This is a genomic window from Paenibacillus alba, assembly GCF_013204855.1.
Classification (GTDB): domain Bacteria; phylum Bacillota; class Bacilli; order Paenibacillales; family NBRC-103111; genus Paenibacillus_E; species Paenibacillus_E alba.
Genome location: NZ_JABMKZ010000005.1, coordinates 18,389 through 40,264, shown reverse-complemented (window position 1 = coordinate 40,264; position 21,876 = coordinate 18,389). Strand labels below are relative to the sequence as shown.

Genomic DNA, 21,876 nt, shown 5'->3' with positions numbered 1-21,876 from the left:
AATTTACTTGGGTTACCTTAATCAAGACGTGACCACGCTACGCAATCGTATTCGCATGGGAGGTTTATAGGTGGACAAAAAAACATATTACATCAACGTAGGCACGGGCGAAGTTCTGGAAGATAAAGCAGCGTTGAACTATGAATTTGAAATATCTGCTACAGAAGAGGAGCTTGATAAATTGCAAGAGCTCTTCGAGGAAACCGATAACTCTTCCCAAGGAAGCTACGCCACCTCTTGGCTGCCTTGGAAAGTATATTATTCCAATGAAGCGAATCAGGAGTATGATTATTACTTAACAGAAGTGTACAGAGCCATTCACCAACTGGGTTCCGAGCAAACCAAACGTCATATAGAAAGTATGAATGTTCTAGAAAATGGAGTTTGAATCGGAATTAAAAAAAGAGACCAACGCATCCGAAAGGATTCATTGGTCTCTTTTGTATATGGGGAAGAATTAGCTAACATGTTCCTTCGAATCATTCGTCTCAAACCAGAAATCAAGGACTTTGCTAGACATTACGCGTTTCTGAATATATTCCACTTGTGCCGCGGAAAATTGTTGTTCCCACTCTATTGTGAGCTCTGTGCAGAGTTTCACGATCGTTAACAACTCAGACCAAGCAACATAGCGTTTATACCAGAAAAATTGAGGGTGTTCGATCATATACGGATACAGGTCATCAAACTCTGTATGCTTACAGTCAAGCGCACGTTCAAAATGTGTTTTGGCTTCCCCAAGCTTTGTCATGAAATATTCAATGGAACCATTTTCGATACCCATAGATGTCAGCCTCCTCTCCTACCTAATTTTCATTATATAGGATAAATCGTTTTCAGGGAAGTCAAAGTCTAGATGTAAAATCAGTTAAAAGTGATCTGTCCATTCGCTAAGGAAGCAATACGAGCTAACGATTCAACCCGAATTCCGCGTTCACGAATTGAGTTTCCGCCGGCTTGGAAGGACTTCTCCACCGCGATGCCTACGCCTACTAGCTCGGCTTCGGCCTTCTCAATAATGCGAATTAAGCCGCGGGCTGCGTCTCCATTTGCAATAAAGTCATCAATCAACAAAACCCGCTCTCCTTTGTGGAGCAAATGGGAGGAAACCATAATATCCGTGACAATCCCTTTGGTAAAAGAAGGCACACGTTCACTATACGTATCCTGATCCATGGTCAATGTTTTTTTGCGGCGTGCAAAAATCATGGGTACTTCTAATTGTAAAGCTGTTGTGTATGCAATCGGAATGCCCGAAGATTCAACCGTTAATACCTTGTCCGGCTTTGTTTCTCTAAACAATCTTGCAAATTCTTTTCCCATCTCCATGATAAGCACAGGATCTACTTGATGATTAAGAATGGCATCCAGCTTAAGTACTTGATCCGATACAACGACACCGACCTCTAGGATTCGCTGTTTTAACAATTCCATGATAACTGCCCCCTCATCCTGTCTATTATGAGTAAGTTACCATATTGACGAAGTAGGTTTCAAGTCCCAATTTATGAATAACACACATTCGAAGTGAAACTTTTACGCTCCTAAGGGTGTCTATACTAGTGTAGGGTTCAGCAATCATGAAATTCGTTCTAGAATTGCTCACATTTGGGCATCGAGATGCATTGAGATTAACAACCAGAAAGCAGTATGATTAGTAATGTTGTATTTTAATTACAAAGATTCGGCAGAAAGGAAGATGATGATGAACAACCTTATTAGACCTATCGTTCTTGGCTGCGTGCCAGTTGCTATTGCTACATTGCTGGTTACAGGGTGTCAAGAGTCATCTGCTCCTTCCGTAAAGCCTACCATAGATCCAGTTACGCAATTCCAACAACAAAACCCGCCGCCGGTTAGCACGCCACCTGCCCTCGTCGTTGTATCACCAACTGTGACGCCAACCCCAGAAGACAGCGCGAAGCATGAAGCACAAGTTGCAGGGTCGTCCAAGAGCGATTTCACCGAATTGCCGCAACCCCCTGCCTCAGTCAAGCCGACGACCAAACCGAAGGTTAAAGCAGAAGATGCGTATCAACAGGAAAAACCAACACTTATGGGTTTAAAGCTGGGAACGAGCAAAAATGCCGTACTGGATCGTTTTGGGAAAGCGAAGAAACAATTCGTGATGGATGAAGAAGAGGATCCGATCCAAGTTTATGACTTCATCGACTTTTCCGTAGGTTTCAACAAGAAGGATGCGCTTGAGTTCGTGGATGTTCATTCCACTGAAATTGATCCAGGGCTGCGCGGCTTGCACCTCGGCCAGAAAGTCCAAGATGCAATTGACATTCTGGGCAAGCCGGATTCCAACTCCAAGTACGTGCTCTCCTACAAGTCACAAGGAACTTTACTGAAGCTGGATATTGATCCGAATGAGAATACGATTCAATCGATTAAGCTTTTTGCAGATCATTAGTTTTAAAAAAGTGGAAACAACCTAGCCCGTGGGCTGGGTTGTTTTGCGTTGTTTGCTGCTTGGCTTGGGCGGGGGGACGGCTCGAGGCGTGGTGGCTTTCGCGGCGCTGAGACAGCCTTTTTTGGCGGTTTCAGCTGCTTGTTTGTGCGGCGGATGATGCTTTTCACTTTGAGCCTGCCTTTTTGGCAGGCTCAAGTATGGCTGGCTGCTCTTGCGGCGCCGAGACGGTCTTTTTGGCGGTTTCAGCTGCTTTTTCACGCTGAAGATGCTGTTTTTCCCTTTGAGACTGCCTTTTGGGCAGGCTCGAGTGGGGTTGGCTGATTGAGCGGCGCCGAGACGGCCTTTTTGGCGGTTTCAGCTGCTTTTTAACAGAGCAACGATCATCCAAGCCAAAAAAGAGCACGACTGTTTTCACAAAGAAAACAGTCATGCTCTTTTTTGGCATTCAAACAGCTCTCCGTTTCCGGAAACGGAAGTATAACGCCAGCGCAACGGCGGCTACGATCGCCAAGACGAACAGCGTTACTCCCATATATTTGTGAATCAGATAGAACAAGCCATCCAGATTGCTTCCAATGTAGTGGCCCAGAGTCAAGAAGGTTGTACACCATAGCAATGCGCCTGTGCCTGCATAGAGCATGTACTTATAGAACTTGACTCCGCTTACGCCGGATAGATAACAAGTAAAGTGCCGTACTCCCGGCACAAAGTATCCAAAAAAGACGGTCCAAAGCCCGTATTTATGAAACCAGCCCTCAGCTTGCTCAAGCCGCTTTGGGGTTAATTTGACCCACTTCCCATAACGATAAAGAAACGGTTTCCCCACACGATGACCGATGAGATAGCTGACCACCATCCCTGTCATCGTTCCGGCATATATAACAATGAGTGTTGTTCCATACTCAAAAGGTCCTCCCGGTGCCGTCAATGAACCAACAAAAGCCATCAATGTTTCATCTGGCACCGGTACCCCGATAATCCCTGCTGACAACAAAACATAGAGCGCAATATAGCCATAATGACCAATCAAATCATAAAGAGCTTCTTTCACAAAAGACACACCTCCGAACGATGTCGTCCTGTTCTGTTTTATTTTACCAAAAATAAAGGCTTGCCCCAAGTTCCAGTCATGCGCTTGTCTTCCCTAACATACCTTGTACTATACCAAACCAAAGAAAGCGGGGCAATAAATGCGAACAGGAACACAGATCGTCCGAGTTGCCTTTACCTATATCGGAACCGTAGTAGGAGCCGGATTCGCTTCCGGACAAGAGATTTTGCAGTTTTTCACACGCTATGGCTGGCTGGCTACACTGACAATTGCCTTATCCACCATGCTCTTCATATGGATCGGCATTAAGCTCATGCTGATGGCTCATGATTTGAAGGCAGACTCTTATGAAGATTTGAACCGGGTTTTGTTTGGCGATAAAATCGGCAACTGGATCAGCTTGTTTACGATGCTTGTCCTTTTCGGCATTACAACGGTTATGCTGGCTGGCGGAGGAACCGTGTTTGAGGAACAGCTGCATCTATCCTATCAGACCGGTCTGCTTGTCACGTTAGTTTTGGCTTACTTCGTCTTATCCCGTGGCATAGGGGCCATTATGACCGTGAATTCGATTGTCGTGCCCATCATGCTTACGTTCAGTCTCGTGATTGTCATCTATACGTGGCATTCTCCGGCTTCTGACAACTGGCTGCGGATCACAAGCGATGAACCCATAGGTCAAATATGGTTCGCACCGTTTCTCTATACAGCCTTTAACTTGGCAATGGCCCAAGCCGTACTAGTGCCAATGGGCTCCTCCATCCAAAAGCGCTCCGATCTTTACTGGGGAGGACTGCTTGGCGGGGCAGGGATTGGACTCCTGCTATTATCCGCACACTATGCGCTATCCGCTCAAATGCCAGGTATTGCCCAATATGAAATCCCGATGGGAAATATCATTAATCGACTGGGCGCTGTTCCACAAATTGCTTATTTGCTCGTCATTTATGGGGAAATTTTCACAACATTTATCGCTGATGCCTACGGCTTGTCTTTGCAGCTTCAGCAGCGAATAAAGCTAAAGCCTAAGATTTTGCTTCTCAGCATCCTTGCTTTAAGCTATTTCGTCAGTCAAATTGGCTTCAAAGCACTGCTCTCCGCCCTTTACCCAATTTTCGGCTTAATTAGCGTCGTTTGGCTCGTTCTCATGATTTGGCGCAACCGTCATCGGGCGATGTAAGGCGCCTGCCTGTTTGAAACCTAGCACGATGACCAAACGGGCAATCAACAAAAGCATCCCCATCGCAGAAAGAATAATGCCTGTCAGCAAATATGAAAAATGATACGTTGAAATCGCCATCGGATCACGTAATATAGCGAAAAGCTCTGCTAACAGAAGCAGCAGTCCAACGATAAACAAACCAACAACGGTATAATCCATCAACGTCCATCTGGAAAAATACTTCACGGCAATTTCCACTTGGCTTACGGCTCTCGGCGAAGCCGCTTGCTGCTGCCATTGATGATAAACGAGCCAAGCGGTGTACACGGCAACACCCGTTACAAAAAGGCCCAAAAATCCGCCAATGATGGCAAGTAGTAAATTCATCTAGCTATCCCTCCTTCTCATACTCATCTCCCTGCTGCTAGCCATTGCGCAGCCCATACATGAGAATTAGCGTTAAGCTAAAGCAGAGTATCGGAAGCGCGAATAAGATGGGAAACATCAGCCCATCTGGCAAACTAAGTGCCGGCCTCCAGATTAGCTGCAAATGCGGGTCTTCGGCCTTGTGGTCGTTTACTGCAGCATGATTGTCTTTGACGGCCAAAGCATCGGTTGCCCCTTCATTCCAAGCGATTTTTCCTTTTTTCCAACCTACCTGATACGTAATTTCCCGATGTTCTTTCTTCTTATCGCTATCTGATTCCATTGGGATGCCTCCAGCTTTCATGAAAGATGTATGTATCGATGCTCAGGAATCAATCGGGCTGCCGCTTCACGCACATGACCATGGCAGGTAAACAACAAGACTTGATGTCTGCGGCTTATATCTGCCAGAACCCGTAAGCAGCTCTCCATCCGCACCTCGTCGAAGTTCACAAGGATGTCGTCCATCACCAGCGGTAATACGGCTTTTCCAGCATATTCCTCCACCAGTGCAAAACGCATGGATAAGTATAACTGCTCCGCTGTTCCCCGACTAAGCTGGTTCGTTTCCACCGATTGCCCGTTCGCTCGGATCGCAACCAGACGTTGTTCCCCAAATGGAGCCTTGACATGAGCAAAAGCGCCGTTCGTCATTTGCGCAAAATAATCCGATGCCCTTAGCAGTACGCCAGGTTGGCGTTCTTGCTCGTACACCTCGCGAGCTTTCTTCATCAGTTGGGAAGCAAATACAGCTACCGCATATTGATCGACCTGCTGCCCTAGCTTGGTTCGGTAATCCTCAGCCTGCAGCAGCTTATCCGCCTGCTCGGAGCCTTGCTCCAGCTTCTCGATTTGACCTGCCAGCTTCCCCATGACTTCGCGTAATTCGTTCGTTTGCCGCAGTGTGTCGGCAAGCTGATTTTGAAGTGATTGGATGTGCTCAGCCATTTCTTCTTCGCCGGTCATCTCTAGAAGCTGTGTATAGCTCTCCAGCAATGACGCACCAAGCAGCGACTCCAGGGAGGATACTAGCAGCTGCTGCTCTTCTGTCAGCTTTTTGCGTTCTTCCTGCTGCCTCTGATGCAGACGCAACTCCTCCCCATCCAATGCTGATGCTTCCTGCAAAAGATGGGCCAGCCGTTCCTGAATACGCTGCTCATTCGATTGGATTAGAAGCAGATCTTCATCGATTTCTAGAAGAAGCTGTTCCAACTGTTGTTTGTCAGTGAGCAGCTTCAACTGCTCCTGCTCCTGTTCTTTCCAACGTTTGAGCGCAAAAACAACGTCCTTCCTTGCCGTCGCTGGCAGCTGGAGCCTTAACGCAACCTGCTTCTCGTATTGCTCCAGATTTGCAGCTAAAGCCTCGAATTTAGAGGTCATTTTATGAAGCTGACGCAGACTCTCCTGCCCTTGCTCAATCGTCTGAATGCTCTCCATCGCTGCGTCCGGGGACAAGCTTCCGCTTAAGCCAAGCGAAAGAAGCAGCTGGCTCCACGCCATGCGAAGGTCAGAAACTTCTGATTCTATACGTGCAAGAGCCGCTTTTCGCTGCTCTGCTTGCTGTTCTAAGACTTGTTTGCTTTCTCTCATATCCTGCAGTTTTTCCATCTTGCGAAGCTGTTCGCTGTAGTGGTGTTTGCTCTGCTCTGCTTCTCTTACCCAAGCATCTAATTGAGGCTGAAAAAGCGCAAGATCCACAACGGAAGAACGCTCACTCCTTTGCCCCAAATGTCCGGATGATGCAGCTGCGGCTTCTTGAAAGCCAGGCTGCTGCTGAAGGAAATCTCGAATTTGCGCTTGCAGTCGAAGCTCCACTTCATGAAGCTCACGATCTGCTTCGTTTTGGCTATCATCTCGCGCAGGAGCGCCTGCCATCGTTCGGGACGAACGATTTTCCGTCTGACGATCGGACAGGAGGAGATAACAAGCCGCACCGGCAAAAACAAGAAAAACACAAACCGCAAACAACCCATTTCCTTGCCATAACAACAAGGCAGGCACAAGCACGGCCAACACAGCAGTCAAAATCAGGATGCGCTGGCGAAGCTTTCGCGCACTCGTTTTCCCGACTTTGGCGGCTTCCTCAAGGCTCAACCGAAATTGATTCTGCACGGATTCACGTTCTCTATGATGTTCCACATCTCGCACAAGCCATTGCCACTTGGCATAATCGCTAGACATCCGTTGCAACACTGCCATAGGGTCAACTCCACCGAAACGAGAGGGTGCTGAGCGCAAATCTGACTCTATGCTCCCAATCAAATCTTGCGTACGTGCAAGCTGTTGTTCCTGACTTTCCAGCTCTGTCCTGACACGCAAGTCATCCGCTCGGCACTTCTGAAATCGTTCTTTGTACGAACGAATTTGCTCGCGCAGGGAGATCGATACCGCGAAAGACGCCAAATCGAACTCGGTTTCTTCCCCCTGCGCATCTATTTGTTTAAGCAGCCTGTCGATTTGCGCTTGCTGATGCTCCAGCTCCACACGCAATTGATCCTGGCTGCGCCTCTGATCTTCATACGCCGCTGTTTGTTCCAGCGCGTGATTCAGCTCCACTTGATGCTCAAGCAGGCTTGGCTGAATCTGGATAGCGCTTAGCTGGCTCTCCAAGCTTTGCTTCCGCAGGCGGAGCCGGGCACGGTCCGCATGGGCGCGCTCCAGCTCCGCCTCGAGCGCGTCCAGCCTCGCCGAGGCATGCTCGGGGAAGCTGGCCAGCGCGGGCAGCGCCGTGAGCTCCCGGCCGATCTGGCGCAAGCGGAGCCATCCGCTGCGCGCCTTGCCGGCCAGGCTCAGCTTCTGCTGCTCCGCGCGCAGCGTCTCCTGCTGCTGCTCCAGCGCAGCAATGCGCGCCTCCGCGGAGCGGCGCTCCGCCTGCAGCCGATCATAGTCGGCTGCCTGATCCCGGCTGCGGCGCAGCGACTGCTCCAGACCCTCAAGCTCCTTCAGGAGACGGTTCATCTCCTGATTGCGCCCCCGAGGTCTGTAGAGGCCATCGGCCTGCGCCGTCAGCTTGCGCTCGGCCTCCATAATGGCCGAGCCGCTTACCCCAAGCCCAGCGCTATACAGATAGCCGCTGAGCTCGTCTGTCTGCAGGGTGCGCAGCTCCTGCAGCTCGGTTAAGCCGAAAGCGAACAAGCTGCGGAAGAGGTCGGCCGATAGGCCGCCCAGCAGCGTGTTCAGCAGTTCCTCCCCCCCGGTGGTGCCATCACCGAGGGTGACTTTAACGAGCCCCGCAGAGGCTCGTTTGCCGCCTGTGGCGGACGCGTCGTAGCGTTCGACGCGAATGAGCTGACCCTGCGCGTCGAGCAGGGTCAAGGCGCCACCATGGGCGCCGCCGCCCAGCGGCTCGTAGCGTTCCGCGCGGTTCTGCCGCGTCGGGAAGCCGAACAGCACCGCGCGCACGAAGCCCATGAGCGTGCTCTTGCCCGCTTCGTTCGCGCCGTAGAACAGCGCGAACGGGCTGTCTGTGTCCAGCTGCTGCTGCCGCAAGCTGCCGAAACCATCCACCTGGATGGATACGATCCTCATCCAGGCCACCCCCCTTCCGCGGACAGGAGGTCCGCGGCAAGCTCTTCAGCGGCGCGCAGCCACTCGCGCAGCCGTTCAGGCTCCGCTGCCGCCGGGTCTCCGGCTGCCTGCGGCAAGCTTTGCAGCGCGGACAGTGCTTCGCGTGCAAAACCCTCCAGCGCCGCGCTATCCGCTCTCAGCGCTGCCGAATATCGCAGGAGGTCGCCCAGAAAGCTCTTCTCCTGCAGCATCACAGCCAGATCGAGCTCACTTGCCGTTCGGTCCTCGATCGATTCCACCCAGACGAAGCGGCTTCGCTCTTCTTCGTCCAAGCGCAGCTCGGCGGTCAGCTCCTGAAGCGCCCGCCCTTTGCGCAGCAGGTCGTGACTCGCGCCGCGGCCCTCCAGAACGAGACGGACGACGGCATCTCTGCCGTCCGCTTCAGAGCGTACCCGCTCCAGCCGCTCCCCGAGCCGATCCTTCAATTCCTGCTCCGTCTGAATTCCCGCAATAGACAGCCGTTCCTGAAACCAGCGCACGCGATCAAGCGCGTGGAAGGTTAGTTCCGCACGCCCATCCTCAGACATCTCCACGATATAGCAGCCGCGTGGTCCTGTTTCCCGAATGCTGCGTCCTTGCAGATTGCCGGGATACACGATAGCTGGCTGCTCCTGCAGCACATTCCTTGTATGCACATGGCCTAATGCCCAGTAATGCATCCCCGCGGCCAGCAAATCTTGTTTGCTGCAAGGAGCGTAATTATCATGACCGGGATCTCCATCTACGTTCGTATGTAAAAGACCAATCTGACAAGCATCAGCTTGACCTGCCTTAAAATGTAGAGCTAAATTGTCGGTAACAGCTGCCGTGCGATACGAAATGCCGTGAATCTGGGCGATTACTCCACGATCGGCTTTCTCCACTGTCATCGTCTGAACCTGGTCGCACGCAAAAAAATGGACGCCTGCCGGCCAAACCAGCTTCGCGGCGCGTCCATCCTCCGGGTCATGATTACCATGAATAATGTAAGTCGGAATTCCCTGCCCGGCTAATTGCTCCAAAGCTTTCTGAAAGCGAATCTGCGCACGCAGAGAACGGTCTGATAAATCGTAAACATCTCCACTAATGAGTACAAAATCTACCTGCTCTTGGATCGCTAAACCCACGAGTTCTTTGAGCGATTCGAACGTTGATTCCCGAATTCGCTCACGAACCCGTTCAGGCAGCGCCGACATGCCTTTGAACGGACTGTCCAGATGCAGGTCGGCGGCATGCATAAACCGCAGTCGTTTCATGTCTCTAACGCCTTTCTATTTCAGCTTTTGTCGTCGTCGCTCTCATTTGCATGGCTATTGACAGGATAGCTCTCGTATACATTTTTCAGTTGACGAAGCACCCGGTTCAGCGAATAGGTTTTCTTCGCCTTCTCCCAAGCCGTTCTGGCCAAATTGTAGCGGAAAGTCGGATCAATAATAACCTTTTCTAGTGCATGACTGAGCGCCATCGCATCCCCAACCGGTACCAGTAATCCGTTATGCCCATGCTCAATTTGCTCAGCGATTCCGCCTACATCCGTTCCGATCAACGCTAACCAGCATAATGCTGCTTCCGCAAAAACAGATCCGAAGGCCTCGGCACGCGAAGGCAATACGAATACGTCAAAAAATGGCATGAACTCTTCCGGATGAAGCATATAGCCATAGAAGATCGTGTCTTCATAAATATTATGTTCTATCGCCAATTTCTCCAGCTCTTCGCGGCTAGGTCCATCCCCGATAATATGCAAAACGAAGGGATGACCGCGCTTCTTCAGCTCTCCGCAGGCAATTAGCAGCGTATCCAGACCTTTGGCAGGCACTAAGCGGCAAACCGTAATGAACTGCGCAACTTGATTTTCATGTGAAATCGGACGGAAACGCTTCTCATCGAATCCATTTGGGATTACCCCAATGCGTTCACTATCCTGTACATACTCCGACATGTACTGTTTAAAAGAATTCGAAACCGTAATGATCTGATCCGCTTTGGCTTCCAGCTCCCCATAGATTTGGGTTAGAAATTGATGCTCGATCCCATTTTCTTGAATGCGGCCATTCAGAATGAGCTCTCTCTCAAAACTGGAGTGGATCGTCAGGATGACGGGGGTATTCGGATAAATTTGCTTCATCGCCAGTGCTGCTATCGGGTGATGAGCATGAATAATGTCATAACTTTTCGATATTCTAAGCTTCGTCCACCATACATAATCCTTATAGGTCTGAATGTATTTATCAACAATCGGGTTGCCGGCATATTTCGTCCAATCGAAGGTGCTGAACGCCACTTCCTCCGTACCCTTGTTGCGAATTCGCTTAGGCAGCGAGAATAGTTCCATTTCCCAGCCTTTTTTATTAAATCGGTCCAAAATATAGGGAACCATGGATGACACCCCACCCGGCTGTTCCGGGGGGAAAAACAATGCTTGCAATATGTTCATTGCATGAGCCCCTCTCCCAAATCCTTGAGCTTACCTTCTTATTGTAACTGCTGTTGATCGAATATAAAAGAGAACACCTTGGAGCTTTCAGAATCGATTCTATCCCTCTTTCTCTTTTTCCTTTATAATAGAGTCACTACTTGTCGAAAAATAGGAAATTTTGGGGGAAAGTATGAAAGTTGTTGATCTGCTATTCGGTGAATTAGCCTCATTATTATCGAATGCAATAGTATTTATCATCGTTGCATTGATGTTCGTCATCTCTCTTCGATTATTTCTGGATCGTCGCAAAAAAGGCTATATGTCAATGACCATTTCGCTTATTATAGTAGGATTCCATTACTTGCTTAAGATTTATTTTTCACTCACGTCTGTGGATACAAGCTTAACCGCCTATGCGCTCTTAATGCTCAAAATGATTTCGTTCGTCCTGTTGAATTTAGGAATCTACCAACTATATAATCGAACATTTCGCAAGCAATACATCTTCTTCTATGGCTTGATTATTATGGGATTTGTCGTTTCTGTCCTTCATTTCAGCGTGCCCCAAATGTATAACGGGACAGCTCAGCAGGTCAGACTGCTTCAGGATATCGGCTCCGAGCTTTACGTATTTGTCTTGATCTTTCTCTGCTTTTATATGATTCCTCCGTTTATTGGTCAACAAATGAAATATCAATCGGCACTGACCGTTTATTTTTTCATGCAGTCGGATCATCTTGTCAACGTTTATATGTATGGCAATGCTCAGCCTATTCTTACCGTTGCCGGGAATGTGCTGCCGATCCTTTTTTATTTTTTATTGTTTATGTTGCTGTTTGACCGTGTTGTTGAGCTTATGCAGGCGATTTACAATTCATCCATTACGGACGGGCTTACCCGACTATTTAATCGCAAATTTTTCTATACACGCGTTACCCAACATGTTCAGCGGCATTTGCCTGTGTACATATTGTTCAGTGATATTGATAATTTCAAGAAGCTCAATGACACGCAAGGCCATCAAATGGGTGATGATGTATTGAAGCAAGTCGCTCAAATCATGAAGGAAGAAGCCGAGGACTGTGGAATTGCCGGCCGTTATGGCGGCGAAGAAATGGTCGTTATGGTGACCGATCCCAGCGTCAAAATGGATGCTTTCGCCGAACGAGTACGCAGTCGCATCGAGAAAGAAACCATCGTTACTGCCAGCATCGGATACAGCAAATACAAAAACGGTCTAAGCGCTGAGGAACTCATCAAGCAAGCAGATGAAGCGATGTACAAAGCCAAAACGAGCGGTAAAAATAAGGTCGTTAAATATAGTTGATCAATGACTGGAAAAATGAAAATACTATTTAAAAAATCACAGAATTGCTGGACTCTGACTAACAAACTTTATTTTCTTGAATCGAATACACAAAATAAATAACCAGAGCAATCCATAACGACATGGACTTCTCTGGTTATTACGCGTCATACAAGTGTGATACAGGATTATAAAAGAACGAAAAGCAAAGCAACAACAGCAGGAAGCCCTTGCACCAGCCAAATAGATCTCTTCGCCGTAGCCCCGCCATATAAAGCAGCAATAATGACACAGATTAAGAAGAATATTTCAATGGAACGGCCGATAGCCGGTTCTGGATGCACGATCCCCCAGATTAGTCCAGCTGCCAGAAAACCGTTGTACAAACCTTGATTCGCAGCAAGCGACTTGGACTGCTCAGCCTGCTCCTTCGTTTGGCCGAAAGCTTTCAATCCACGCGGAGAAGTCCAGAGAAACATTTCCAAAATCAATATGTAAATATGCTCTACTGCTACAATGCCAACAAACACAGATGCCAACATGAACAATTCCTCCTTTCATACCCCCATCTTACATGAAAAAGGGCCGACTCAAAAGTAAAAAAACTACTTGAGCTCGGCCCTCGATTTTTGTAACTGTTCTTTTCTTGAAACCTGCAAATATGCATCTTTTTGAGTTTGAAAGCAGCTCCCATGCGTAAATTCCTGCATTTCTGCATGCTTTTGAAGCCATTTCTGGATTTCAGGATCGGAAAGCTTAAAATGCCTGCATAATCGCAGGAATTATAGGCTTTTTGCACGAAATCGTTGAAAAAGCCTGCACTATCGCAGGCTTTAGCATCGGTGATTGATGCGTCTTGCACAGTGGAACCCTAAATCCCGCTAAAAATGTTCACTCTGGGTTTTGGAAGCTTACTCATTGCCTTCGTGAACATGCTCTTTGCAGAATGCCTCAACGCTAGCAATCTCTTCATCTTCTAATTCAAAATCCAAATAGAGCTGCGTCGTTTTTTCATAAATCTCATATTTCAACAGGCCGGATTTGGCTTCTTCCACATTATAAATCACGCGAATGTAGAGCCCGCTTTCGGAATGCAGCTCATCATCTTCCTCTACCTCAATGTCAATGAGAAACTCATATCGCTGGCCTGTCAAAATCTGAAATGGATCTTTCACCAATTCCACGGTATAACTTGTGATCGTAAACATTGTGTCACCCCTTTTTCATCTGCAGGCTTAAGTATACCTGATTCCAGAAAGAAGCGCACATGGTTCATCTGACTATCCTTTGGTTTGCTCCGCCGCCAAGGGATCGATAGGCAATTGTTTGCCTTGCAGGATATCTCCCACACGTTCAATAACCACAACCGACTGTGCTCTCGTCGTAGCCTCATCCGGCGCCAGCTTGCCATCGCTCAAACCTTGCAGAATTCCCTTTTTAACAGCCTCGTTCATAACAAAACCCGGTTCGAGCGCCGTATTGGATTTTTGCATTTCCGGGCTTACCGCTCGCACAGCAACTGCGGCAATTTCTTGGCGCGTAATCGGAAGATCCCATCCCTCGTGGAGATCACCTACTTGCAGGATGCCTGCCTTCAATAACGCGTTGACATAGGGCTGGTACCAAGCCCCACTCACGTTGTCAGTGGAAACCGGCAGCTGCAGCGCGGAAGCCGCCAGCTTCACGAATTCCCCTCTGGTGATAACACGCTCGGGTAGAAAGCTGCCATCGCTGTATCCGTTCACGATCCCTTTCTCAGCTGCTTGAGCAATCGCATCCTTCGCCCAGTGTCCCGCCAAGTCATTAAAGCTATCGGAGAAGCCCGTAACAAGTGTTGGTTGACTGCGATTCACGAGTTGATTATTACCAAGTTGTCCGGAATAATTGCCTCCCCATGTCCAGATGGAACCGTTGCTGTCTTTAATGACATTGTGATACCCACCTACGGCAGCCGCACTCGCTTTTACGATGCCTTTGATTTGTACAGGCTTGCTCTGATTCTTTTTGGAATCATCACCTAGTTGGCCGAACATATTTTGGCCCCAGGCCCATACCTTGCCGTCCGAATCGATCGCTAAGCTATGATAAGAACCTGCATAGACCGATTTAGCAGTTGGCAATGCCGCTACCTGTACTGGCTTTTTCTGACTTGTCGTTGTGCCGTCCCCGAGCTGGCCGAAGCCGTTAAAACCCCACGCCCAAACGGTGCCATCCTCTTTTAAAGCCAGTGCAAAGTTCTTGCCGGCTGAAATGGCTATCACACCTGTCAGACCCGAAATTTCAACAGGCTGCTGCTTGCCAGCCAGCGTACCATCCCCCAGCTGTCCGCTGGTATTGTCTCCCCAAGCCCATATTTTCCCGGTATTTTCCAAGGCTAAATTAAAGTTTGAGCCTGCGGAAATCGCCACAATATGAGATAACTGGACAATTTGGTTAGTCGCAGCTGTCTTGTCATGACCTAATTGGCCATAGGTGTTGTCTCCAAAGCTCCAAACTGAGCCATTATTCAGAAGCGCAATCGTATGGTTGCTTCCGGCTGCCGCGGCAACGACGCCCTTCAAGGAATTCACTTGAACCGGAGCAGAACTTGAATTGGTTGTTCCATCCCCTAATTGACCCAAGAAATTTTGCCCCCATGTCCAGAGAGAACCATCTGTCTTGACCGCCACGGTATGAGCGTCTCCGGCATCAATAGAAACAATCTTATCCACATTCAGCACTTTCGGTGCAGGAGCAGCAGTACGAGTTCCATCGCCTAATTGACCAAATGAGTTGCTGCCCCAGCCGTATATGCGATTATTATAAATGACAAAAGTATCACTATCCCCAGCTGCCAAAGGCTGTGGTTTCGGATCATGAATCATGACCGTTCCTTCACCTGGCTGAAGAACCGGTGGATTTAACCAATTACGAACCAAAGTTTGTATAGGAGATGCTTGATTATTTAAAGTCTCGTCTCCCAGCTGGCTGTAGCTGTTGCTGCCCCATGCCCATAAACTCTCATCCTTGCCAATCGCAAATGTATAATTGGAACCGACTCCGATGTTGGTAATTTCGGGGAGGCCATTCACTTGGCTCGGGAACGTTTGATTCCACGTTTTACCATCGTAACCTATTCCCACGCCTAATTGACCGGACGTATTGTCGCCCCACGTATAGACGCTGCCATCTTCCTTCAATGCTACAGCATGTGAATTCCCAGCCGTAATGTGAGTGACATGATCTAGCCCTATCACAAGAACAGGGAACTTGTGTTCATCCTGCATATTGGTCGTAATTGCACTATACATCGCTGCTGGATCTGAATTGATCAAGCCCCAAGTTAATACCGTTCCGTCATCCTTCAACGCTAAGGAGAAGTCGAAGCCGGCCGCAATCTGCGTGATATGCCAATTGGTACTTGTCGCCATTATAGGCGTATTCAAGCGGTTCTGATCATAGCCGTAGCCAAGCTCACCGAAGAAATTGTCGCCCCAAGCCCAAACAACACCATCTTGATCAATCGCCAAAGTATGGTAAGCCCCGCTGGCAATTGATTTCACGGAGGCGATGTTGCCTTTTACTTGCACAGGCTTGCTTTGAGCCGTATTCGTGCCGTCTCCAAGCTGACCGTATGTATTGTCTCCAAAGCTCCATGCTGTGCCGTCGTCTTTGATCACAACCGAGTGGAAGTTGCCCGCCGAAATGGCCGAAACATGCGTGAGATCTGCGACCTGCACAGGAGCCAAACGATCCATCGTTGTCCCGTCTCCCAGCTGACCGAAGGTATTTTCGCCCCATGACCAGACCGTTCCATCCTTTTTCAGCGCTAGCGTATGTGCCTGACCGACGGCAATGGCCGTAATATCCGTCAATCCGCTGATTTGTGAAGCTTGATTGCGATTATTAAGCCCGGCGCCCAGCTTACCGCGAAGATTGTTGCCCCACGTCCAAACCGTGCCGTCTTTTTTCAATATGACCGTAAAGCCCTTCCCGCCTTCAATTTGCTGAATAGCAGCGGACTGAATGCCTGCCGTTCCGGCTGCAGGATTCAGTGTTTCTCCTAAAGCTTTCCCGGGGTAAACCGAGAAAGCTGCCATCGAACTAAACAAAAGAAAGCCAAGCAGCCAGAAAGTAACACTGCGTTTCACTGTTTTCATGTTCCTTCTCCTTAGAGCTCTCCTTAGGAAAGCCATCTTCATAAACATCTACAGAGCATGTTTCGTACCATCATACACCTGACTTTTACACGGAAGTTGTCGATGTTTGTTCCTGTAAAGCAGCAGGTTTGCGTTTGAATCTTCTAGCGATGCCATCCTTCCAGCCATCCAGCAACGTGTACACGACCGGAACCAGAACGAGTGTAATGAGTGTGGATAGGGTCAAGCCAAAAGCAACAACGGTCGCCATGGAAGCTTGTGTTTCTGCCCCATCCCCAAACCCGATGACCAGCGGCAGCATCGCAAGCACCGTAGTCGCCGTCGTCATTAGAATAGGGCGCAGGCGGATTTTACCGGCTTCCAGCAAAGCATCAAACAGCGGCATTCCTTTGGCACGCAGTTGATTCGTGTAATCAATTAAAACAATCGCATTATTAACGACGATCCCGATCAACATGATCATCCCGATAATCGAGTTCATATTAATGGTCCGATGTGTGACTAGAAGACCTAATATCGCACCAACGAAGGTTGGCGGAAGAGAGAACATGATGATGAAAGGGCCATACAACGATTCAAATTGGCTCGCCATAACCATGTATACCAAGGCAATGGACAGGAGCAAGACCAAGTACAAGCTCTTAAACGAATCGTTTTGGCTGGTCTGTTGTCCTCCCAATGTAACTTGATAGCCATCCGGCGGCTGAATCGCATCGATTTTTTGTTTGACTAAGGCGGAAACTTCGCCAACCGAAGCCCCAAAAACGGAAGCCTGAACCGTTGCTACCCGGTTCTGATCTTGTCTGCGAATTTGCGCAGGACCTGTTCCAGGCTCCACCTTGGCAATAAGACTCACAGGCACAACGGTGCCGCCTGCTGTATTGATCGTGACATTATTGAAATTTTCCAGTTTATTCGTAAAATCATTGGGGTATTTAACAAGCACTGAAATTTGCGAGCTTGCTGTTTTGAACTGCGTAGCTACACTTCCCTGATAAGCTGTACGCAGCGCCGACATGACGTCTCTTAACGAAACACCATAATGCGCGGCGGCATCGCGGTCAATCGTCAAATTAAATTGTGGAATCGAACGATCCAGTGTGTTTTGCACGTTTCTGGTGCCATCCACAGAAGTAATTTCTTGAGCGACCAGATCCCCCAATTTCTGTAAAACGGCTAAATCCGGCCCGGATAAATTGACTTGAATATCGCCGCCACCGAAGTTCCCGCCACCGCCAATGCCTGGCAGGCGAACCCCTGCTGGAACGCTCACACCAATCTGTGCGCCGGCAAAGCCCGTCGTCAACGTTCTGATTTGTTCGGCTACCTGATCCGTCGTTTTCTTTCTTTCACTAAGCGGTTTCAGCCTAATTTGAATACTCCCTGTATTCGTCGCGGAAGATTGGAAGGCGCCACCACCCGCAGAGCCAACAGAGGTAAAGACTGAGTCAATCTCCGGTACGTCCTTCAATCTGGTTTCAAGTGTTGTTGCGACCTGATTCGTCACGGCAAAGTCTGTTCCTTGTGGCAGGTTAATGTTTAAATTGACTTGCCCTTGATCTGTTTTGGGCGTTAATTCACTGCCGACAAACCGCACCGAATACACACTGCCTGCAAAAAGAATCACCGTGATCGAAATAATAACCCAGCGGTGCAGCATAGACCATTTGAGCAGCCTGCCGTAGACGCCGGTGACACGTTCCATGCCTCGACCGAACCAGATCAAGGGATTGAAGGATCTTCCGGCTGGAAGCTCTTCGTCGACTTTCTTTCGCAAAATTTTGGCGGCCAGCATAGGCACGAGTGTCACAGCTGCAAACCATGCCGCGATGTGAGAAAAACAGACGACAAGCGCCATCGGCCAGAAAAATTGCTTAACTAAGCCACTGATGAAAGCGGTAGGCGCAAAAACGGCAATTTGCGCAAGCGCGGACGCCATAACCGCTGTGCCTACTTCGGCAGTTCCCACCTTGGCGGCTTCTTCCGGTGACAAGCCCTCATGTCTTTTGCGGAAAATGCTTTCTAGCACAACGACCGCGAAATCTACAAGCGAGCCTAAACCAAGCGCCAATCCGCCAAGCGTAATGGTATTTATGGTTTGATGACTGAAGTACATCATACTAAATGTACTAATAATCGAGATCGGAATAACAACGCCGATAATCAGCGTTGCCCTGACGCTTCGTAAGAAAAACAATAAAATGATGACGGAGAAAACACCGCCAAGCAGAGTATGTTCAACAACAGTGCGCAAGGAATCGCGAATAAATTTGGCTGAATCATTCAAAACCGCAATATGCATGCCTTCAGGAAGCTTAGACTGTATCTCTTGAAGGGACTGCTGAATATTGCTGGATACCGAAACCGTATTGCCATCGGATTGTTTCAGCACAGATAAACTTACACTGGCTTCTCCGTCCTTGCGCGCTTCCAGCGTAACATCTTGATAGGTATCAATGATTTTGCCAAGCTCGCTGAGCGCAATCGTTTGTCCCCTGCCCAGTTGTACTTGAACCTTACCAATGTCAGCAATGGATTTGAAATCTCCATCTATGTGCAAAGGCACCAATTGACTGCCTTTATTGACAAGTCCGGCATCTGTCGATGAATTATCATTCCCCAGGGCAGATACCAGCGTGCTGAATGAAATATTGTATTGCTGCAGACGGCTTGGTTCAACAAGGATTTGAATTTGTCTGACACGCCCGCCGGTAACACCAACGGATGCAACGCCATCCGAACGCTGAACATCTGGACTTACAATATTGTCAGCAATATCGCGTAAGGTTACCAAATCTGTTTTGCCATACAAGGCTAATGTCATAATTGGCGTACTGTTCGGGTCTACTCGCGATACAACGGGCGCGTCCGCATCGGAAGGAAGCTGCCTTCGAACACGGTCCAGCTTGTCTCGCATCGTTAATGTCGCCTGATCAATATTAGTTCCATAATTAAACTGCAGCGTCACGTTGCTCGAGCCCGTTCGAGAGTTAGATGAAATACTCGTTACGCCCGTAACTGTAGCCATCGCGTTCTCAATCGGCTTCGTAATTTGCTGTTCAATTTGTCCAGGAGAAGCACCGCTCCAAGACACCGATACCGTTGCCGAAGGGATTTCCAGGTTTGGATAAAGATCCACTGGCAAGAGCGGAACCGCAATGGATCCCACAATCACGAGTGCGATCATAATCATTAGAATAGTGACAGGACGATGAACGGAGAAATTAGCTAATTTCACTGTCCAGCCCCCGCTTTCGAATCCGTGCTTGGACTGCTCGGCTTGGGACTCGCTGTGTCCGCTCCCTTGCCTTGCGAGCCTTGACCGCTCTGACCTCCTTGGCCGCCAGCTCGACTTTGCCCTTGGCCTCCCTGTCCGCCTTGGCCGGTTTGACCGCCAGATTTGCCTTGACCACCCTGGCCTCCCTGACCGCCTTGCGTGCCATTTCGGCTTTGGCCCGCTCCTTGTCCGCCTTGGGTATTGCCCTTGCCGGCACCATTCTCTTGTCCTGGTTGATTAATCTGAACAGGAACATTATCCGATAGCAGCTCTTGTCCTTTGACGACTAGCTCGTCTCCGACTTTCAGTCCGCTCGTAATTTCAAAGGAAGAGCTTGTCATTACGCCTACTTTTACCAGCGTTTTGGAAGCTTTGCCATCTTTGACGATGTACACAGCATTTCCGCTTGGCTGACTCAGTACAGCATCAGCTGGCACCACGATGGATTGCTTGCCTTCGCTTTTGAGCGAGGATTCAGCAAACATACCAGGAAGGACCTCATGGTTAGCATCATTTATCTTAATATCGACCAAAAAAGATTTGGACGTAGGGTCCATTGTTGGATGAATGGCATACACGGTCCCGTCAAAAGATTTATTCAATGTCGGTATTTTGACTGCCATGGATAAGCCTGTCTTAATTTTTCCGATGGACGCCTCCGAAATGTTCACGGTTGCTAATACCGGATCAACTGAAGCTATCGACATGACTGCGGATTGGCCTGTATTCTGCCCGACAGGAACGAGGATGGCACTTACAATCCCCTCGACGGGACTCGTTAACACACCGTCCTCAAGCTGCTCGCTCAGAATTTTCAATTTGGTTTGAGATTGCTGAAGCTGCGCCGCACTTACTTGCAGGGCATCCGTAGACTGTGCTGTTTTTAGCGCTTGCTTGGATTGCTCCAACGTAGCTTCCGCACTGTTTTTGCTAATATCTTGGGCTGATTGGGACTGCGCAAGCTGTGTGCGGCTGAGATCAAGCTGAGCCGCTGATGTTGCCTGTGTATTCGCCAGTGCCAAAAGCGCAGAATTTAAACTCTCTTGGGCAACTTGAACAGCTTGGGAGCTTTGAGCTGTTAACAAAGCATTCTGCAAGCTAGTCAAGGATTGCTGAGCGGTTTGCGTATCCTTATATTGAGATTGCTGGGCTTGCTGCAAGGCCAACTGAGTAGTTTGCAACTTCGCGAAAGCACTGTCGATGTCCTTCCCCGACTGAGCTGCTGTATTATAAGCAGCTACAGCCTGCTGTACGTTTAATTGATATGTATCTATATTGTTATTCTGAGTTGTTAATAAGCTATCCAGCTGCGAGTTCAAATTCGTTTGGGCAACGGTTACCGCAGTCGCCGCATCGGCTTGGGCTTTGGTGAACCCCACTTGAGCGGAAGAAACCCCTTGTTTCGCAGTTTCAACTGCATTTTGCTGCGTCGTAATCGCATTATTAAGCTGAGTTTGAGCTAAAGCTACCGCATTTTTCTGATCATTAATCGTTTTCTCATAGGCAGCCTGTTGAACCGCAAGTGCTTTCTGAGCAGAAGCCAGACTATTGGCTTGATCATTGAGAACCTTGTTGTACTGGACTTGACTTAAAGCAACTTCACTTTTGGTTTGCTCGACGGATTGTTGCAACGTTGTTGTGTCGATATGCGCCAAAGCTTGACCAATCTTCACCTTTTCCCCAACGGTCACATCCAGAGCAGTCATTCGACCATTCACCTTGGAGGACAGATTCGTTGTGAATGCAGGGGTGATTGCGCCTGTAAAGATTTGTCCGCCACCGATATCCGACAACTTAACAACTTGTGTTTCGACGGTCATTTGACGTGTGCCTGTTCGACCGCTTGCCCCTGGTTTTGGGGTGCTTGCCGGCGTACTGCAGCCCGCAATAGAGACGGTTATCGCAGTTACAACTGCGATGATTGCTGTGCTTTTGAGTGAACTGTACTTCCTCATGGGATGGAAACCTCCGTCTACTTCTTTTCATTTGGGCAAAAGCTCTCTTCCAATTTACTTGACATTGATGATAGATGTATGATCAACATGTAAAAAAATTGTAAAAATCGCAAAATTCTTAGATTTTATAGGAGAAAAGGCCTGTTCATTCGACATTTTATGCAAAGTTCATTCTA

The 21,876-nt window shown here is 48.7% G+C and carries 18 protein-coding genes; 4 read left to right on the top strand and 14 right to left on the bottom strand.

The genetic code is table 11. The features are described 5' to 3' along the window. Window positions 1-70: 70 nt before the first annotated feature. A complete protein-coding gene (locus HQN90_RS09090) occupies window positions 71-388 on the top strand; it encodes a hypothetical protein (RefSeq protein ID WP_173217482.1) in 318 nt (105 codons plus the stop codon). A 69-nt stretch (window positions 389-457) separates the two neighbouring features. On the opposite strand, the gene HQN90_RS09085 is transcribed toward HQN90_RS09090, so the two are convergent. Together HQN90_RS09085 and HQN90_RS09080 are read right to left on the bottom strand one after the other, a co-directional pair. Next, a complete protein-coding gene (locus tag HQN90_RS09085; protein WP_079413697.1) occupies window positions 458-784 on the bottom strand; it encodes a hypothetical protein in 327 nt (108 codons plus the stop codon). Between the two features lie 80 nt (window positions 785-864). After that, on the bottom strand, window positions 865-1,434 hold the full coding sequence (locus HQN90_RS09080; RefSeq protein ID WP_079413699.1) for a xanthine phosphoribosyltransferase: 570 nt from the start codon (window positions 1,432-1,434) through the stop codon (window positions 865-867). 265 nt (window positions 1,435-1,699) lie between these two features. Between HQN90_RS09080 and HQN90_RS09075 the strand changes: the two genes are divergently transcribed. Further along, on the top strand, window positions 1,700-2,419 hold the full coding sequence (locus HQN90_RS09075; protein ID WP_173217481.1) for a DUF4309 domain-containing protein: 720 nt from the start codon (window positions 1,700-1,702) through the stop codon (window positions 2,417-2,419). Between the two features lie 163 nt (window positions 2,420-2,582). Here the strand turns inward: HQN90_RS09075 and HQN90_RS09070 are convergent, their stop codons facing one another. Next, window positions 2,583-2,864 carry a hypothetical protein gene (locus tag HQN90_RS09070; protein WP_173217480.1) on the bottom strand — a complete coding sequence of 94 codons (282 nt, stop codon included), beginning with the start codon at window positions 2,862-2,864 and terminating at the stop codon, window positions 2,583-2,585. Then, entirely contained in the window at window positions 2,865-3,470 is a 606-nt protein-coding gene (locus tag HQN90_RS09065) for a VTT domain-containing protein (RefSeq protein WP_173217479.1), read from the bottom strand. Window positions 3,471-3,609: 139 nt separating this feature from the next. On the opposite strand from HQN90_RS09065, the gene HQN90_RS09060 reads away from it, so the two are divergent. After that, window positions 3,610-4,650 (top strand): YkvI family membrane protein, encoded by a 1,041-nt coding sequence (locus HQN90_RS09060; RefSeq protein ID WP_173217478.1) that lies wholly within the window; start codon window positions 3,610-3,612, stop codon window positions 4,648-4,650. On the opposite strand, the gene HQN90_RS09055 is transcribed toward HQN90_RS09060, so the two are convergent. From HQN90_RS09055 to HQN90_RS09035, 5 genes are read right to left on the bottom strand one after another with little or no spacing between them, the layout of a single operon-like run. Next, on the bottom strand, window positions 4,591-5,019 hold the full coding sequence (locus HQN90_RS09055) for a hypothetical protein (protein ID WP_173217477.1): 429 nt from the start codon (window positions 5,017-5,019) through the stop codon (window positions 4,591-4,593). The two genes, HQN90_RS09060 and HQN90_RS09055, sit on opposite strands and share 60 nt — an antisense overlap. A gap of 37 nt (window positions 5,020-5,056) precedes the next feature. Further along, a complete protein-coding gene (locus tag HQN90_RS09050) occupies window positions 5,057-5,341 on the bottom strand; it encodes a hypothetical protein (RefSeq protein ID WP_173217476.1) in 285 nt (94 codons plus the stop codon). Between the two features lie 17 nt (window positions 5,342-5,358). Continuing rightward, window positions 5,359-8,586, bottom strand: coding sequence for an AAA family ATPase (locus HQN90_RS09045; RefSeq protein ID WP_173217475.1), 3,228 nt, complete (start codon window positions 8,584-8,586; stop codon window positions 5,359-5,361). Further along, window positions 8,583-9,860 carry a metallophosphoesterase family protein gene (locus HQN90_RS09040; RefSeq protein WP_173217474.1) on the bottom strand — a complete coding sequence of 426 codons (1,278 nt, stop codon included), beginning with the start codon at window positions 9,858-9,860 and terminating at the stop codon, window positions 8,583-8,585. Before HQN90_RS09040 ends, HQN90_RS09045 begins: the two co-directional genes overlap by 4 nt. 20 nt (window positions 9,861-9,880) lie before the next feature. Continuing rightward, complete coding sequence (locus HQN90_RS09035; protein ID WP_173217473.1) at window positions 9,881-11,041, bottom strand: glycosyltransferase family 4 protein; 1,161 nt, start codon at window positions 11,039-11,041, stop codon at window positions 9,881-9,883. Window positions 11,042-11,213: 172 nt separating this feature from the next. On the opposite strand from HQN90_RS09035, the gene HQN90_RS09030 reads away from it, so the two are divergent. Next, on the top strand, window positions 11,214-12,350 hold the full coding sequence (locus HQN90_RS09030; RefSeq protein WP_079413714.1) for a GGDEF domain-containing protein: 1,137 nt from the start codon (window positions 11,214-11,216) through the stop codon (window positions 12,348-12,350). Window positions 12,351-12,517: 167 nt separating this feature from the next. On the opposite strand, the gene HQN90_RS09025 is transcribed toward HQN90_RS09030, so the two are convergent. From HQN90_RS09025 to HQN90_RS09005, 5 genes are all read right to left on the bottom strand, one after another. Next, complete coding sequence (locus HQN90_RS09025; protein WP_173217472.1) at window positions 12,518-12,877, bottom strand: DUF1304 domain-containing protein; 360 nt, start codon at window positions 12,875-12,877, stop codon at window positions 12,518-12,520. A gap of 363 nt (window positions 12,878-13,240) precedes the next feature. Beyond that, on the bottom strand, window positions 13,241-13,537 hold the full coding sequence (locus HQN90_RS09020; RefSeq protein ID WP_173217471.1) for a DUF6509 family protein: 297 nt from the start codon (window positions 13,535-13,537) through the stop codon (window positions 13,241-13,243). A gap of 72 nt (window positions 13,538-13,609) precedes the next feature. Beyond that, window positions 13,610-16,468 (bottom strand): RCC1 domain-containing protein, encoded by a 2,859-nt coding sequence (locus HQN90_RS09015; protein WP_173217470.1) that lies wholly within the window; start codon window positions 16,466-16,468, stop codon window positions 13,610-13,612. Window positions 16,469-16,553: 85 nt separating this feature from the next. Beyond that, window positions 16,554-19,706 carry an efflux RND transporter permease subunit gene (locus tag HQN90_RS09010; RefSeq protein WP_173217469.1) on the bottom strand — a complete coding sequence of 1,051 codons (3,153 nt, stop codon included), beginning with the start codon at window positions 19,704-19,706 and terminating at the stop codon, window positions 16,554-16,556. Then, window positions 19,703-21,700: an efflux RND transporter periplasmic adaptor subunit gene (locus HQN90_RS09005; RefSeq protein WP_173217468.1), complete on the bottom strand. Its 1,998-nt coding sequence runs from the start codon at window positions 21,698-21,700 to the stop codon at window positions 19,703-19,705. Before HQN90_RS09005 ends, HQN90_RS09010 begins: the two co-directional genes overlap by 4 nt. Between the last annotated feature and the right edge of the window lie 176 nt (window positions 21,701-21,876).